This is a genomic window from Methanomicrobium antiquum, from assembly GCF_029633915.1.
Lineage (GTDB): Archaea > Halobacteriota > Methanomicrobia > Methanomicrobiales > Methanomicrobiaceae > Methanomicrobium > Methanomicrobium antiquum.
Map to the genome: position 1 here is coordinate 447,426 of NZ_CP091092.1, position 16,176 is coordinate 463,601.

Annotated in this window: 19 protein-coding genes; 4 read left to right on the plus strand and 15 right to left on the minus strand. The window is 39.0% G+C overall.

Going from position 1 to position 16,176, the window contains the following annotated elements; genetic code table 11:
* Window positions 1-15: 15 nt before the first annotated feature.
* From L1994_RS02185 to L1994_RS02200, 4 genes are all read right to left on the minus strand, one after another.
* Window positions 16-672 carry a DUF5591 domain-containing protein gene (locus tag L1994_RS02185; RefSeq protein WP_278100059.1) on the minus strand — a complete coding sequence of 219 codons (657 nt, stop codon included), beginning with the start codon at window positions 670-672 and terminating at the stop codon, window positions 16-18.
* Window positions 673-812: 140 nt separating this feature from the next.
* On the minus strand, window positions 813-1,097 hold the full coding sequence (locus L1994_RS02190; RefSeq protein WP_278100060.1) for a ubiquitin-like small modifier protein 1: 285 nt from the start codon (window positions 1,095-1,097) through the stop codon (window positions 813-815).
* 7 nt (window positions 1,098-1,104) lie between these two features.
* Window positions 1,105-1,842: a HesA/MoeB/ThiF family protein gene (locus L1994_RS02195; RefSeq protein ID WP_278100061.1), complete on the minus strand. Its 738-nt coding sequence runs from the start codon at window positions 1,840-1,842 to the stop codon at window positions 1,105-1,107.
* A gap of 180 nt (window positions 1,843-2,022) precedes the next feature.
* The gene (locus L1994_RS02200) at window positions 2,023-2,997 is read right to left on the minus strand and encodes an ABC transporter substrate-binding protein (protein WP_341275811.1); all 975 of its coding nucleotides are present in this window, start codon (window positions 2,995-2,997) and stop codon (window positions 2,023-2,025) included.
* A 175-nt stretch (window positions 2,998-3,172) separates the two neighbouring features.
* Between L1994_RS02200 and L1994_RS02205 the strand changes: the two genes are divergently transcribed.
* From L1994_RS02205 to L1994_RS02215, 3 genes are read left to right on the plus strand one after another with little or no spacing between them, the layout of a single operon-like run.
* The gene (locus L1994_RS02205; protein WP_278100062.1) at window positions 3,173-4,009 is read left to right on the plus strand and encodes an ATP-binding cassette domain-containing protein; all 837 of its coding nucleotides are present in this window, start codon (window positions 3,173-3,175) and stop codon (window positions 4,007-4,009) included.
* Window positions 4,006-4,713 carry a GTP-binding protein gene (locus tag L1994_RS02210; RefSeq protein ID WP_278100063.1) on the plus strand — a complete coding sequence of 236 codons (708 nt, stop codon included), beginning with the start codon at window positions 4,006-4,008 and terminating at the stop codon, window positions 4,711-4,713. Before L1994_RS02205 ends, L1994_RS02210 begins: the two co-directional genes overlap by 4 nt.
* A gap of 2 nt (window positions 4,714-4,715) precedes the next feature.
* Window positions 4,716-5,330 carry a (Fe-S)-binding protein gene (locus tag L1994_RS02215; RefSeq protein WP_278100064.1) on the plus strand — a complete coding sequence of 205 codons (615 nt, stop codon included), beginning with the start codon at window positions 4,716-4,718 and terminating at the stop codon, window positions 5,328-5,330.
* Window positions 5,331-5,501: 171 nt separating this feature from the next.
* Here the strand turns inward: L1994_RS02215 and L1994_RS02220 are convergent, their stop codons facing one another.
* The gene (locus L1994_RS02220; protein WP_278100065.1) at window positions 5,502-5,783 is read right to left on the minus strand and encodes a winged helix-turn-helix transcriptional regulator; all 282 of its coding nucleotides are present in this window, start codon (window positions 5,781-5,783) and stop codon (window positions 5,502-5,504) included.
* Between the two features lie 377 nt (window positions 5,784-6,160).
* On the opposite strand from L1994_RS02220, the gene L1994_RS02225 reads away from it, so the two are divergent.
* Complete coding sequence (locus tag L1994_RS02225) at window positions 6,161-7,675, plus strand: ASKHA domain-containing protein (protein WP_278100066.1); 1,515 nt, start codon at window positions 6,161-6,163, stop codon at window positions 7,673-7,675.
* A gap of 116 nt (window positions 7,676-7,791) precedes the next feature.
* On the opposite strand, the gene L1994_RS02230 is transcribed toward L1994_RS02225, so the two are convergent.
* The 10 genes from L1994_RS02230 to pdxS all read right to left on the minus strand — a co-directional run bounded on the left by L1994_RS02230 (window position 7,792) and on the right by pdxS (window position 16,059).
* Window positions 7,792-8,577, minus strand: a complete 786-nt coding sequence (locus L1994_RS02230) for a cobalamin B12-binding domain-containing protein (RefSeq protein WP_278100067.1) — start codon at window positions 8,575-8,577, stop codon at window positions 7,792-7,794.
* The gene (locus L1994_RS02235) at window positions 8,574-9,641 is read right to left on the minus strand and encodes an MtaA/CmuA family methyltransferase (RefSeq protein ID WP_278100068.1); all 1,068 of its coding nucleotides are present in this window, start codon (window positions 9,639-9,641) and stop codon (window positions 8,574-8,576) included. The genes L1994_RS02230 and L1994_RS02235 overlap by 4 nt, the downstream gene beginning before the upstream one ends.
* Complete coding sequence (locus L1994_RS02240) at window positions 9,638-10,279, minus strand: DUF1847 domain-containing protein (RefSeq protein ID WP_278100069.1); 642 nt, start codon at window positions 10,277-10,279, stop codon at window positions 9,638-9,640. The genes L1994_RS02235 and L1994_RS02240 overlap by 4 nt, the downstream gene beginning before the upstream one ends.
* A 162-nt stretch (window positions 10,280-10,441) precedes the next feature.
* Window positions 10,442-11,515 carry an ABC transporter substrate-binding protein gene (locus tag L1994_RS02245; RefSeq protein WP_278100070.1) on the minus strand — a complete coding sequence of 358 codons (1,074 nt, stop codon included), beginning with the start codon at window positions 11,513-11,515 and terminating at the stop codon, window positions 10,442-10,444.
* Window positions 11,516-11,829: 314 nt separating this feature from the next.
* Window positions 11,830-12,114 (minus strand): hypothetical protein, encoded by a 285-nt coding sequence (locus L1994_RS02250; protein ID WP_278100071.1) that lies wholly within the window; start codon window positions 12,112-12,114, stop codon window positions 11,830-11,832.
* Between the two features lie 229 nt (window positions 12,115-12,343).
* Window positions 12,344-13,270 carry an ABC transporter permease gene (locus tag L1994_RS02255; RefSeq protein ID WP_278100072.1) on the minus strand — a complete coding sequence of 309 codons (927 nt, stop codon included), beginning with the start codon at window positions 13,268-13,270 and terminating at the stop codon, window positions 12,344-12,346.
* Window positions 13,271-14,095 (minus strand): ABC transporter ATP-binding protein, encoded by an 825-nt coding sequence (locus L1994_RS02260; protein ID WP_278100073.1) that lies wholly within the window; start codon window positions 14,093-14,095, stop codon window positions 13,271-13,273. It abuts the gene before it with no gap.
* A 284-nt stretch (window positions 14,096-14,379) separates the two neighbouring features.
* Window positions 14,380-14,661: a DUF1894 domain-containing protein gene (locus L1994_RS02265; RefSeq protein ID WP_278100074.1), complete on the minus strand. Its 282-nt coding sequence runs from the start codon at window positions 14,659-14,661 to the stop codon at window positions 14,380-14,382.
* Window positions 14,649-15,173 (minus strand): DUF1890 domain-containing protein, encoded by a 525-nt coding sequence (locus L1994_RS02270; protein ID WP_278100075.1) that lies wholly within the window; start codon window positions 15,171-15,173, stop codon window positions 14,649-14,651. Before L1994_RS02270 ends, L1994_RS02265 begins: the two co-directional genes overlap by 13 nt.
* Entirely contained in the window at window positions 15,163-16,059 is an 897-nt protein-coding gene (gene pdxS / locus L1994_RS02275; protein WP_278100076.1) for a pyridoxal 5'-phosphate synthase lyase subunit PdxS, read from the minus strand. The genes L1994_RS02270 and pdxS overlap by 11 nt, the downstream gene beginning before the upstream one ends.
* Window positions 16,060-16,176: the final 117 nt, after the last annotated feature.

A 16,176-nucleotide genomic window follows, 5' to 3' on the forward strand; every position in this document is an offset into this window, starting at 1 on the left:
TAACCATAAAATGAGTTATTTCTCATTTTTATTCAAAACAAATTTTCTAAGCCTTAAAAGTTCATCACAAAATTCACCAAGATAGTCATCCATTGAAAGACTACCTTCCTGAAATGTACAGTCCTCCTCTTCAATAATTCTCTGTATCTTTTCGCCTGACGGAAGAAGAAGATCTATTGGAACACCGGATTTTTTCGAGCCTCTGATAAGAGATTCTCTAAAGAGGCCAAGGCAATAGCCGACACGGTATTTGTATACATCGCGTGTCTTTTCAAGGTATGCAGCAACCCTATCGGTCTCGATTCTGAGAAAATCCTCTCTTATCTTCTCATCATTGACCTTTCCAAGCATGTACTTATAATGCGCATACGGGTACATCTCTTCAAGTTCTCCCGGAACAATTCCGCAGGTACCAAAAACGACTATATGATAACTCTCAGGAGGAAGAACCTGTGAGATTATCATTCTGATAAGTTTGTGGCTTGGACTCTGGCTGTATGGCTTTTTTATAGCACACGGCATAAAAATTGCAATATCGCGATATTTAACCTCGTATTCATCTATGATATACCTGTGTGACTTCTCAAATTCCGGCAGATAAAAGGGAGGACCTGTCAGAATAGGCCTTGAGTCACCATCTTTAATGTTTTCATTGGGATTTGGCGTCTGCATAATAATTCTGTATAATTGTAACCGGAAATAAAATAAACCAGTTTATTCCTACATACCCTGCAGATTCAGGGAATTATTAATATTAATATCTGCCATTAAAAGTGTAATCTCCTAAAACAGATATTTTGAGAAAAATAATTTCATCCTCCGGAGACTGGTGGAAAAATCCTTATTTCATCACCATCTTCAACAAAAATTTCATCTGCATTGTCTGAATAAATCCTCTCACCATTCTTCATAAGAATAACATAATCATAGAAATTGCCTGCATCATCAAAAATAAACGCCTGTCCCTCAGGATTGTCCTCTGTAACTGATTTTGCAATGTTTTTCAGCGTATCAGATGAATTATTATCTATTTCCTTTATGATTTCACTTCCAAAATACTCCTGGAAACGTGCATAAAATTTAATTTTAATTCTCATATCTTCCTCACTCCTTATTCATCAGATTTCCACATGACACACATGCGGGATTTTTGGCAAACTGTATCTCCTCTGTTCGTGCCTGCATCCCATCCCATATAAAGAGCCTGTTTTTCAGGAGTTCTCCTTCACCTGTTATATATTTGATTACCTCTGTTGCCTGAACCATACCGATTAGCCCGGGAGTTACACCGACAACAGGAAAAACTTCAACAGGCGGTGCTTTTGGAAAAAGACAGCGAAGGCATGCGGTTTTGCCGGGAATTATTGTTGTTGCCTGACCGTGAAATCCTCTTATTGCACCGTGAAAGAGAGGGATGTTTTTTTCAATGGCAACATCATTGAGGAGGTAGCGGGTTGGAAAATTATCCATTCCGTCCACAATTCCACTACTATCACCGACCAGTTCTGATACATTTGATTCATCAATTGTGACATCCAAAACTTCTACTCTGATGTCAGGATTTAGTGCATTTAATTTTTCTTCTGCTGATTCAGTCTTTTTCTTCCCGATATCCCGATTATAGTGAAGAATCTGACGATTGAGATTTGTTAACTCAACAACATCCTTATCGGCAACAACTAATGTCCCGACTCCTGCAACTGCAAGATATATTGATATCGGAGAGCCCAGCCCTCCGGCGCCGGCAACAAATATCTTTGCATCCTTTAATTTTTTCTGCCCTTCTTCACCAAAAGACAGTATCTGTCTTTTATACCTGTCAAGCTCCTGTTTTGAAAACACTTTTTTTCACCTAAATTCATCTATTTTATTCAATTTACATTTTTCAAGCCATACTAACACAATTCAGATGCGATTTTGTAATTATCTGCAAACAGTTATTATACCTCTTTAGATAACGGCAAAATTTTCCTCATCTTTTAAATTAAAAAAATCAAAACTATAATCCATATTAATTCCTCTCTATTTGCTCTCACTTTCATCCTTAAATGAGACGGGGCTGTTGTAATGATGCTTTTCTTTGTGAATGCTGTCTATTAATGAGGTATCAAAAATTAAATTTTCCGGAACTTTTTCCTTAATATATCCAAGACTATACAAAGTATCTGCAAATTTCATTGTGGATTTAATGTATTCAGGCGGAAGTGATGCACAATATTTTGGAGATATATTATACGCTTCTTTTACAAAATCCTCATCAAACATACCTGAATTTTTTGATACCATCTCTGCACATGCAGATGGGTTTTTCCTTATAGCTTCGCATGCTTCTTCGTGTGCGGACAAAAACCTGCGGAGAATTTCCTTCTTTGATGAGATAATGTCAGTCATTGCAACTATTCCATAACTGGGATTAAAACTCCAGAGAGAATCAGGCGGTACTGCAAGTCTGACATTGCCATATCTTTTTGAACAAACTACAAGTGCAGGAGTCCCTGCCGCAGCTGAAATCTCCCCACAGTTTATGGCATCTGAAAGAAAGTCAGCCCAGGCGTAATTTTTTACTTCAACATCCAAAATACCGCAACGGCTAAGTATATGGCACACTATGACATCGTGAATTGATCCTTTAGGAGGAGTTCCAATGGCACTGCCAGAAAACTGCATAAAAAATTCTTTTATTCCACTGCATTCAGAAAGAATCTTTTTCTTTGGATCTGAGATAATCACCGTCCCTTCTACATGCCCTCCTGCAATACATTTCAAAGAAAGACCCTGGCTAATGCCGATTATCGCTGGTGGGAGCCCGATATAACATATATCGGCCTCTCCTTTTTTTAGTGCGGATATAATATCAGGTCCGGATGGATAAAGAGTCCATTTCGCATTAATTTTCCTTTTTTCCAGAAAACCCGGACCCTGCAGAAGAAATGAAGTATGGTATACTGTTGAGAGATATCCAATTTTTAGTGTGTCATCACATAAATTCTGATAAATTTACATCACCTTTTCTTTTATGAACATTTTCATTCTATTAAATCCCTGCTTCCAAATTAATATCTCAAATGATTTATTTGCCAAATAATTAAACATAATTATCCTTTATGATTAAATATTTGTTAAAGTTTACCCCAATAAGGATAAATTTTTGATATAATGGGATAATTAATTAATGCCTAAAGATCCTATAGTAATCCTGATGTCTTATAATGAAATTTTGGAACTGACAGTCCTTGCCGGAAAGGACCGGCAGGGAAAAGAGGAAAATTTTGACAGGATTGATATATATCCGGGCGATGTCATCTCAATAGTCGGGCCCACAGGTTCGGGCAAAACAGCTTTTGTAAATGATATTGAAGTTTTTGCCTTAAAGGACACTGTTACAGGAAGAACAATACTTGTTAATGGGAAAGAGCCCCCTGAGGATATGGTTTGTGACCCTTCAAAAAAGCCGATAGCTCAGATTACACAGAATACCAGAGTTATTTCTGATTTAAATGTTCTGGATTTTTTAAGGCTTCATATAAGAGCAAGGGAAAATGGTGAAGAAAGACTGATTGAAGACACTATTTGTCTTGCAAATGAATTTACTGGCGAAAAAATCAGTTATCATATGAGAATGGCAGAACTCTCTGGAGGACAGACCAGATCACTTTTAATCGCAGATGCGATAATTATTGATAAAACACCTGTAATTCTTTTGGATGAGGTGGAAAACGCAGGAATTAATAAGGAAAAAGTTGTATCCTGCCTTAGGAAATACAACAAAGCTGTAATATTCAGTACACATGATCCCTATCTCGCTCTTATCGCCGACAAGCGCATTGTGATGAGAAACGGGGCAGTAACAGCCGTTATAACTCCAAAAGAGGCAGAGAAAGAGATTATGGAAAAGGTTTCTGAAATGGACTTATTTCTCCTGGATTTAAGGGAAAAAATTCGATATGGAGAGTCCTTTGAGAAAGAAAAACATGAGAGAATAAAATCAGGAACGGAGGCATATACATGAAACTGATAATTGTTGCAGGCCCTCCGAGCTGTGGAAAGACGGCTGTTATCCGCCACCTGATAAAAAAATACCTTGATACAGAAAAACCCGCTTACTTAAAGATTGATGTTGTAAAGGCAACTGAGGATACTGAACTAAATAAAGAGTTTGGCATACCCACAAGGAAGGTGTATTCAGGAGATTTGTGCCCGGATCATGCCGGCATTATGGTTTTAAAGGATGCAATCTCATGGGCAGAAGAGCTGAATGCCGGTATGCTAATAGTTGAGAGTGCAGGACTGTGCCTTCGCTGTACACCATATACCAGCCAGTCATTCGGTATTGCAGTAATATCAGCACTCTCAGGAAGCAGCTCGCCTCTTAAAATGGCACCTATTATCGCACATGCGGATACAGTCGTTGTTACAAAGACCGAACTTGTATCTCAGGCAGAAAAAGAAGTGTTTCGGCAGTGTATCAGAAATGTTGCACCATCGGTTGATATCATTGAAACAAATGCAATTCAGGGCACAGGACTGAGATACCTTATGAGAGCTATTACAGAACATTCAGAAATTGAAGACCTGCGTGATATCACACTGCGGGGCACCCCCCCTCTTGGAGTCTGTACTATATGCATAGGTAAGAAAGAGATTGGATGGCAGAATCACTTTGGAGTAATCCGTCCTCTTGATGAGGCAGATAATATTTTCAGAGGTGACTGAAATTGTCATGGAATTCTCCGGGAAAGGACTGCGGGGCCTGTGGTTTTCCCTGCTGTGACGAGTTTGCAGAGAGTGTGGAAAAAAATATGAAAAGCTATGATGACTGCCCTTATTATTCCAGGAATAATGAAATAAACGTCTCTGATGCTGCATATTGCGGGACTGATATTGCTGGTTACAAATATGACTTTGTTCTCCGCCCATTCCCGGATGAACCCTCAGCCAGAAAATATATTGTTCCTTTCAGGGCTGATTTAGTTGAGAAATGGGATATAAAAAGAGGCGATCTGGTAACCGGACGGCCGGCAGGTCCAGGATGTCCGGTATATCACGCCCTTCGTGTATTAAGTGCCAATACTGTCACAGGAGTTTTGGAATGCCATACTGTCGGCCCTCTTGCTGCACGCAAAGAGGATTCGCATGACATTCAGGCGTACCAGGTGCACGCATTCGAAGGAATTGCAGAGACTCTTATCCATCCTCCAACAATTGGTCTGCGACAGCGTTTTCTGCCAGGATTCTGCATGCTTGACCTCTCCCACACAGCAGTTGTGAATATGGTGATGAATAAAAAATACGGAATGCACGTTCGTCTTGAAGATATAAGAATTATTTAAGCAGGACTTATGAATTAAATCTCAGGAAATATCATAATAATCTATTTTTAAAAGGATTAAAACTGAATTTAATTAGAATTAGTATAAAGAATTGAGATAATTTGCTTAAATGAAATGAGTTATGTACAATTGTTCACCGACAAGCGAACAATTCCTCAATATTTGAGGGCATCATGCAACAATAACCTCTTTCGATAATAAATTCAACCCGTAAAGACTCTGTCTGGCATCAATAAAATAATGCTTTTCAATCAGGAGATCCTCATCCTTAAGCCTTTTTATGGCATAACGAACAGTTCTTGAGGGAAGTGTCGTCTCAGATATCAGATCTTTCTGGGTCAGATTTCCGTTCAGTTCAAGTGTCTTGTATACAAGCTTTACAGACGGAGGCAGATGCCCGATATTACGGTTTTTCTCCTCATTCTTTTGTGTTTTTACAACAAAAACGATCACTCATAGTCTAATCAACCAATATAATATTGAAGTTCACAATTGTTAAGTCTTACTACTCATTTTTATTGATACTTTATAATTACCAGTGGTGATATTTTGGAGAATATGATGATTTTCAGGGAAAATAATGAATTGTGAACTAATTCATCAGGACTTTGGTTCTCTTTTACCTGTTCCTGAATGATTAAATAATATGACTCACGCACATTTTTACATGAATGTTACTTCGTAACTTACATGAAACTGTTGCATGAAATATAATTTCATGAACCGTTTTTAGAGAAATTTATGTGACAGATTGGGGAGGAGAGAAATAAGCAATAATTGCCGCAATTGTCTGAATTATTTTAGCACCCGTCAAATATTATTACAGAATTATGACAGAATATGCAGCTGCAATTGATATAGGGACAAGCGGGATTCGTGCTGTATTTCTTAATTGTGATGAAAAAAGTGCAATAAGCAAAATACAGACCGCATATCACCCAATCCCGGGCAGAAACATTCTCGATCAGCTACTTTTTCAGAATCATTCCGGTCTTAGGAATACTCAGAAACTGCTTGTAAATACCATAAATAATCTTATTGACGGATTTGATCCGTCAAAAGAAATAATTAAAATTGCAGTCTGTGCAAACCCGGGGCAGATATCACTTCTAAAAGGAACAGAGTCGCGTGATCTCTTTTTAAATCCGGAGGTATTGAAGCGTAAAGGCATCAAAGCACCGATAAGAACTTCTGAGGTTATATATTCAGCCGATCTCGGCTTTGATATCTCATGCGATCTCTTAATACCGCCATCAATTTCTGCAATGGTAGGAGCTGACGCAGTTGCACTTATCTATAACTCAATAATCCCTGAGAATAAACCGACACTCTCCATCGACTTAGGAACAAATGCAGAGATGGCGCTAAAGGCAGGGGATAAAATCTATGTGGGTTCAGCAGCAGCAGGACCCGCCATAGAAGGACAGCAGATTCGCCATGGAATGCCTGCTTCAACCGGAGCTATCGCAGGTCTTGAATATGACTGGGGATGGAAGATTAAAATCCTTGATGAAAATATGAATCTGTCAAACGGAGACACAGTGAATCTTCATAAAGCAGCTCCCATCAAAAAAGGTCTGGTAAATGCAAAGGGTATAACTGGAACAGGAGTAATAGCAATTGTTGCGGCAGGACTTTCATCAGGAATAATACAGCCTCCAAATATTTACACTCCTTCTAAAAAAATTTTCCTGCAGGACCAAATTGATTTTTCAGAAACTGATCTCATAGAGGCCGGAAAAGCATTTGGTGCGATAAGAAGCGGCTACCACTCGCTTGCGGAGCATGCTGGAATAAGTGTGGATGATATTGCAACATGCAACATCTCAGGCACTGCCGGCTGTTTTGCAGACCCTCTGAATGCAAGGGATGTCGGTATAATTCCTCAAAGTGCCGGGACAATTTTCAACCACGGGAATACATCACTTCAGCTTGCATGCAGTCTTGCCTGCGGTGATACAAATATTTCAGAATTGCAGAATATCGCCGACAGTGCGGAATACGTATCATTTTCTACAAGCAAAGTCTTTCAGCAGTATTTCCTGGAGGAACTTTCATACTGGTGTGAAGGAAGATACAAAAAGAGTCAAAAAAATTTTCAGATACCAAAAATTGTTCTTCTGCCGGATAAATGGGCAACAGATAATATCAAAACAGTAAATCCGGCATTTGGAGTGAAAGCATCCAATAATGATACAGATATAAGTAAATTTAAAGGCTTATGCCCGAATAATGCAATTACCAAAGAAGACACCTGGTTTGAAATTAACACAGGAAAATGTGCAGGAACAGCCTGTTTAAGATGCGTTGACGAAGGGCTGGATTTGATTCATCCACAGATATAGTGGAAATTAATATGGCCAGTTAAAATAAAATTTCTTTTTAAAAACAGATTTTAAAAATAATTGAGGAAAGAGAGAGATTATCTTCTTTACCGGTGAGGCAGCCGGATAATTCAATATCATATTTCTCTCTTCGTCCGATTAATAGAATCAAGTATTTTTACAAGTTCTGTTGGATTTTTCGCATACCTTAGATTGTTCTTTTGGGATGCAAACACATCATCACATGCTCCGCCGCCTATTATAAACGGAACTGTAATTGAATTATCTTTAAGAGTATCTGCAGTACTTAGGAAAGCCATCCTTGTAGAGGTCATTAGAGATGAACCAAGAACTGCAATAGGGCTGTGCTTGCGAATCGCTGCCAGAACCTTATTTGTCTCAACCGAAGTTCCAAGATCAATTACCTGATAACCATTTGCCTCAACTATTGCTTTAACAATATTTTTGCCGATATCATGCAGATCCCCTTCTGCTGTATGCAGGAGGACAATACCTTTTTTGGAGAGCAGATTCTCAGTACATCCTGTCTTATCTATTCCGGCCTGAAGTGCACGTGCTGCAAGAAGCATCTCGGGCACATAGACCTTTTTTTGATTGTAAAGCTCTGAGACAACGTTCATACCTGCCAAAAGACCTTTCACAGCTATCTCAAGAGGCCCTGCACCATTTTGTACTGCCTTCTCCGTAAGTTTTTCTGCCTTGGTCTCATCTCCCTCTATAACTGATAGTGCAAGCGAATGGAAAGGTTCAGAGGCAGGAATGCTGCTGTTTGGATTTGAGAGCGGGAAAACTTCTTCTTCATCATCCTTCTCAGAAAATGCCTCTGCAAGAAGAGTGAAAAACTCTCCTTTATCTTCCTTTAACTTGAGGCCTGCAATATATCCGACTGTAAACGGTTTCATCCTCTAACACCTTCTGATAATCCCCTTAGAAATTCTCTGACAATTGTCTCATCATCTTTTTTAACAGGATACTCCGTCTGCGTCCTCACAAGTGAATGAATGTTTTCAAGCGGTGTTAAAGGCGACAAAGTACATCCGGATGACAAAACATCAATTCCGTCTGCAATTGCCTGCAATACTTCAACCTTTATCTGTTCAGGGTTACCCTGAAGCATTGTTCCAACAGGCGATATATTTCCAATAAGAGAAATATCATCACCGAGTATTTTTTTCGCCTCTAAAACATCCACTTTTTCTTCAAACGAATAAGCATCAAATCCGGAATGCCTGATATAAGGCAGCAACTCCTTTGTATTGCCGCAAATATGAAGAGCAGAAGGTTTTTTAGCCATATTAGCATAGGTTTTGTGAAAGGGCAGGACAAATTCCCTGTACTGCTCACCGCTTAAAAGATCTCCTGATGATGTGGGATCGGATATGCTTATGATATCAGCCCCGTGATCCTCAAATGCACCAATAAGCTCTTTAGTGACACTTCCTGCATAATCCACTGCTTCGAGTGCGTAATCAGGATTTGTCTTAATCCACGGAATGAAATTATTCACTCCAAAGATACTGCCAGCAATTGTGAATCCACCTGTAACTTTGGCATTAATTGGAACTTCGTCTCCTATCTTTTCACTTAGGATTTCAAGAGCTCTTAAAACAACAGGAATTCTTCCCGTCTCAAGTAGATTTTCAGGAACAGCAAACTCATCAGGTGTTTTGAATGCCGGTTTTTTTACTGACGGTGTCCGGTTTAATGTTCCTTTATCTATCTCACATCCGAGAGCCTCAGCTTCAAGTGAAAGGCAGAACGGGACTGTCACAGCCGGAAGTTCTGCCAGCTGCCACGGCATAGCTGCAAGTTTGGCCATAGCCTCAGCTTCAAAATGAGCCTGTGGCCATTCAGTCTTAGACTTTTCCATCATTTCGACAGTTACAGCGACAACAGGCAGCCATAAAGGTACCCTGTCCGTTCTTCCGCCTAATAATCCCGAGATAATTCGTTTTTTAATATTCATAGTGATAGCAGCCTCTTATAGTAAAAACTTGTTCCGTGAAGGACGGCATTTGGATTGTGGCATGTAATTCTGTCTTTGGCAACAAGTGTGGTTACAGGTGCTTCTGAGTATTTTGTGAAAAGCGAATCGTGCCCTACACATAATCCAAGCAGAACATTAAACTCGGTATCTGCCGACGAGAGAATTTTTGCCTGTGCAACAGGATTACATATTGGCTCAAATGTTCCTGGTTTTGCCTTCTCAGAATCCAGGAGACCAATTTTTTCCTTGCCGATTGCTCCGCATTTACAGCATACAGACACTACATCAAATCCGTGAGCAGTAAGAATTTTCTGAAGAATCCTGTCTTCTGCCATAAGGCCGATGCATGTTGCAATCCCTATTTTTTTATATCCCATCTCTTTTGCAAAGTCGATTGTATCCTCAACCCTTGTCCATTTCATATAGCTTCTGCCTTCAGTTTTGGCGGCAGCGACTGCCATTTTTCCGGACTCTGGATCGGTTTGGTAAATCTCATATGCTGAGTTTACCTCTTCCATTTTTGTCTTTCCCGGACAAAATTTAGGCCCTTCTCCTGGATTTTCACTCCAGCAGGCCTGGTTTGGGCAACTGCTGCAGTCAGCTTTTCTTCTTGTCATTACTATCAGAAATTATTTCGGCTATAATTGCTAAAAGTGTAATATTAAAGCAATATTTGCCAGTTTTAGAAATTTTCAGATGATTGCGGCACTCTTTGCCGCAAATTATCTAAGAATAAAATTTCCAGGCAGGAAATAATTCAGTAAATTTAAAAAAAAGGATTATTTATCCAGATTATTGAAATCAGCTTTCATGCTCAGATAATACTCATCATCTGGATATTCTGTCAATATTTCATCCAGTGCCTGCCCATAGAGTGTTACATCAATATGATCATTCATATCAACACCGTTATCCTCAATGTATCCAATGGACTTTAACAGTTCATATGTCGTTAAGACTCCCTGCCTGTTAGGGTCAGGTGAGAGATATGAATGTTCATTAGTCATTGCTTCTTTTAAGATACTCTTATCCACTTTTACATAATTTGAGACATCATCCACAGCTTCATCGGGATTTGTATGGATAAACTTATAAGATCTTATAAGCGATTTTAACATCTTCACATATGAATCCCGGTCTGTATTTATGTTATCAGTCAGAACCGCAATACGGCAGCACGGATGTTTTGGATAATATTCTTCAGAGTATGCAATAACTTTTAATCCCTGACTCTCTGCCATCTCCATATATGGAGTCCAGACAATTCCTGCATCAACTTTGCCCGATTTTACAGCTTCAAGAACTGCAGCAGGTGATTCAATCTCCTGAATTGTGAGATCCTCTTTTATATCAATCCCGGCATTTGAAAACACACCACGGAAAAATATATCACCTGATGACATACGAACAGTTGCTATAGTTTTTCCTTTATAGTCCTCAAGACTCTTGTACTTGTCAGCATTTTCTGGTTTAACAATAACACCTGCACCTTCGCCCATCAGACCGCCGACAACTGTTACTTCTGCTCCTTTTGAAGCATAAACCAGCGGTGACGGCCCAAATCCGCCAATGTCAATTTTATTGGCAATAATTGCATTAATACCCTCAGCACTGTTCTGGAATGCAAATAATTCAACATCCAGATTTTCTTCTGCAAAATATCCCTCTTCCTGGGCAACAAAGATTAAAGCATGCCCGTTTGTCGGAAGATATCCAATCCGCAGTTTATCTGCAGTTGTCTGATTCTCCTTATCTTTAGTCAGGTCTGAATTAAATCCTGTGACGACAATTACTGCTGCCAGCAAAATTACAACAACTGCAACCACAATTACAAATATAAATTCTTTTTTCATTTCTTCTCCACATTTGAAAAAGCATTTTTTCGACAGTATTTTAGAGCATATTCATAATATCCTGCATTAAGAGCGGGAAATATGGATTTAATTCCGGTTGCATCATAAATTTTACATGAAAGTTACTTCGAAACTTTCATGAAACCGTTGCATGAAATATAATTTCACGGACGTTTTTGATGCAGAAATCAAATCAACATGAAAATGCTATGTACAAATAGGTAAAAAACAGATAAATAGCATCACAATTCGGCAATAATGGCCTTTTTTCTAAATTTTTTTATTTTTGCGGCAATATATGCCAGAGGCTGTTACTAAATTATTTCTATCTCAAGCGAACTTTCAAGGCAGATTTGAGAGAATAATAACAGCTCATTTATGTTTTCTAACATTTCCTGATAGAGCGAGTTCGAGATATAAATTATAATTTTTGGATTTGCAGGTGAGACTTTTACAATTTCCGGATATATTTCTCTAAACAGTGAGACAAGCGTTCTGAAACTCACACGCTTAAGTATACGAATATGTCCGGTTCCTTTCGGATCGATAAATGTACGGTAACTATCTGTTTTGCTGGAAAAAGCGATTTCATCCTTCATTTATTTATCCTGACATTTTTCTTTAATTTTGATGATTACTGTTCTTCAATAACAGAGGTATGTTTATTCGATAATTTTCCCTGTAATTTTTTATCCAAACCTGTGAAAACCGTTGTTTTCATTATCGTTTGCCCTATAAATTTTAGTTTACCTAGTGATTAACAATTGTGAATTTTTTACTAAATAGCTTTGTGCTTTTTTTTATTTTCCTTAGGTAAAAAAATTTGATTTAGATATTCTGCCACCGAAGACAGTATGCCTGAATCCGATCAAAGAAATATGTAATAACCATTACAACCGCTCCTACAACGATTATTCCGGCAACAACCATATCATAATTGGCAAACTGGTGATTGTAGATGATATACCATCCGAGACCGGATGTTGCTGCAATCATCTCTGCCACAGTCAGCGTAATAAATGAGATGATTAGAGCTATCATTGCACCGGAAAATATGGATGGCAGTGCTGCCGGAAGAAGAATATCCTTCATCATGACTCTCTCTGAAAGACCAAGTGTTCTTGCAGTATTGATAAGTCTCTTGTCAATCCCAAATACTCCGAATATTGTTCCAACCAATATCGGCCAGAATGCTCCTATAAATATCAGGAATGTTGATGCTGCTGAAAATGTTGGGAGTAAAACGATGGAATACGGAAGATATGCCGTAGGAGGTATCGGAGATATGGCTTTTGAGATAGGATACGCGACATTAAACAGTCTCTTCCTCCATCCAATATAAAGGCCTGCCGGAATTGCAAGAGCGAGTGCAAGCAGGTACCCCCCCACAAGAAACGTCAGAGAGCTGAACAAACCATTTATTATCAGTTCATAATCGTCCTGAAACACGGCAAATACCCGTGCAGGGCCTGGGAACAGGAAAGGGTCCAATAAAATCAGTTTTCCGATTAGCACTTCCCATAAAAAGATGACAACTGATAATATTAGAAATATATCCGTAATCCTCTCTGTCTCTTTGGGTTTTCTGTAGATTTCAATTATAAATGCTGCCAGAATTAGAATTAGCACGGCTAAAAATGCACTGTTGTCATCAACAGACTGTGATGGAGCATCAGGAACTGCCACTGTAAGTATAAATACCGCAATCAGGATTACAAATGTCAGAATGCCGGTTTTATTCAGCTTAAACTTCATTTATAAGGCCTCCTTTTGCGCCTGCTGACTCTCTATTATCTCCTGCATCTCACAGTACAACACTGAGAATAGATACTGTTTCAGTTTGATGTAATCCTCAGTTCCACTAAGACTTTTTCTGCATCTTGGACGTGAGAAGGGAATATCAATTATCTCTTCTATCTTTCCCGGAGTTGATGACATAATCCCGATTCTGTCCGAGAGTAAAAGCGCCTCATCCACATCGTGTGTTACAAAGAGTACTGTGTTTCTTGATTCTCCTTCTGACCACATATGCAGGAGAAGGTCCTGCATAAAAATCCTGTTCAGTGAATCCAGAGCTCCAAAGGGTTCATCCATTAAAAACACTTTAGGGTGCATGGCAAACATTCGTGCAATTGAGACACGCTGTTTCATACCTCCGGAGAGCGTACCGGGATATGCATCCTTAAATTTGCATAGTCCGACAAGATCCAGATAGGTATGTGCTGTTTTCTTCACTTCTTCTTTTGAAAGATTTTTATTTGCATGTTCAACTGCAAAAAAAATGTTTTCATATGCAGTCATCCATGGAAATAATGAATAATCCTGAAATACTATTCCGCATTCCGGACCTGGTTTTATCACTGGTTCATCTCCTATGAATATTCTGCCTTTGGTTGGAACTTTTATCCCGGAAATCAGGTCTATTATTGTACTCTTTCCACAGCCTGAAGGACCTATTAATGATATAAATTCACCGTTTTTTATGTCAAGATTAACATTTGAAAGGGCTGTATGACTCTTCCCGTTCACTCCGTAGACCATTGATATATCTTCAAGTTTTATTGATGTCGTAAATATCACCTCTCTTTGGTAATTTAAAATTTTAAAATAATTTTTCCTATCTTTTATAATTACTATCGACAATATATCTGCAAAAGTCCGGTTTTATACAATATTTCTATTGACTTTTGCATATTTTTTTTTAACATGTCAGGACTCATCATCACTTATACGAAAAGTAATGATTTAACTGCTGATTTATCAGCAAATTTTGATATAAAATAATTTTTTTTGGAAAAATCCGGCAAGTTGTGCCTCAAAGCAGTGCCTGCAGTAAATTTTAGAAAAATAATGAAGATATAAAATTATATCTTTTTTGACCCTTTTCTAAGTCTTTGTGCCTCTTCCTCACTCTCAACCCTTACAAGAAAAGTACCGTGGCAGGGTTTTGTGAAGGGAAATATTACAATATTATCATCCAAAGCGACTGTAACAGGAGGAACACCTATTATATGCACATCGAATATTTTGTATCCCGGCGCTACCGTATAAATCTCATTGTAATTTTTCTTAAGATAATCCCTGCATTCAGAAAAGCTGGAATGCCTTAGAAGCACCTCATATGGAAGTTTATCTAAGCATCCCATTCCATCACTCCGTTAATGGCGTTAATGAACGGTTTTGGATTATGAGCCGCAACCGCAGTTATCTTCTCACATTCAAATGTAATCTGAGCAGATACATCCTCTGCATTGCTCCCAAAAATAACAGGATAGATAGCAGATTTCATTATGGAATCCATTGTTGCGGCATATGACACTCCTGCATCATTGTGAATAAAAACAAAACATAATGGATATCTTTCTCCTTTGTCTACAATTGCTTCTATTGTCAGGTCAAGATCTTTAATTTCATCTATATAGTGACCTTCAAAATCAGCATATTTTATAAGCAGTCTTGCTGAAGGCGTTCCTGCAATTACAGTATTTATACCGGCCCTTTTAAGTCTTGCCGCGATATAAAGGACCGCTGTTGTCTGTAAAGGAACCTGGGGACAGCCCATTACGAGAAGAGCAGATTTAGAGGTGTTATTCTGCTCTTCGGGATCAGTATTAAGATCTAAATTAAAAGAAGCAGAAATTTCTGATTTAATTTCCACGGACAGATAACACCTCGTCTTCCTTTAATGTGTGAACGTCAAGTCCGGGCATTGCATCGCCGAGGTCGCGGCTGGCCTTTGCAATAATAGCAGGGTCGCTATAGTTATTGACTGCCTCAACGATTGCGAGAGCCATCTTTTCAGGATTCTGTGACTTGAATATTCCGGAACCTACAAAGACACCGTCACATCCAAGCTGCATCATCATTGCCGCATCAGAAGGAGTTGCAATACCACCAGCGGAAAAATTCACAACAGGAAGACGCTTTAATCTGGCACAGTCTTTAATAATATCCAGGGGCGCCTCTATTTTCCTTGCATATGCAGCGAACTCCTGATAATTCATCCCTTCAAGTGTCCGGATAGCTCCACTTATTGCTCTCATGTGCCTTACGGCTTCAACCACGTTTCCCGTTCCGGCCTCTCCTTTTGTACGTATCATCGCAGCGCCTTCATTGATTCGCCTGCAGGCTTCTCCGAGGTTTCTTGCACCACATACGAAAGGGACTGTAAATTTTATCTTATCTATATGGTATTCCTCATCGGCCGGCGTTAAAACTTCACTCTCGTCGATCATATCAACACCAACAGTCTCTAAAACCTGTGCCTCAACAAAGTGGCCGATTCTTGCCTTTCCCATAACAGGAATTGAGACCGCATCAATAATCTCTTCAACAATTGAAACGTCAGCCATCCTCGCAACTCCGCCGGCCTTTCTGATATCAGCCGGAACCCGCTCAAGAGCCATAACAGCAACTGCACCTGCAGACTCTGCTATTCGTGCCTGCTCTGCATTCACAACATCCATGATTACCCCTCCCTTCTGCATGGATGCAAATCCTCTCTTTATAAGCTCAGTTCCATGCCTGAGTTCCTCAAAATTCATACTCTATTAATTCCGGCATAAGCTTTAAAAATGTATATTTATCGGCTAAAACTGCCGGATTATATCCTGAGAATATTTATTGCCACCATAGGACTTCACAATTGTGAAATACTTATA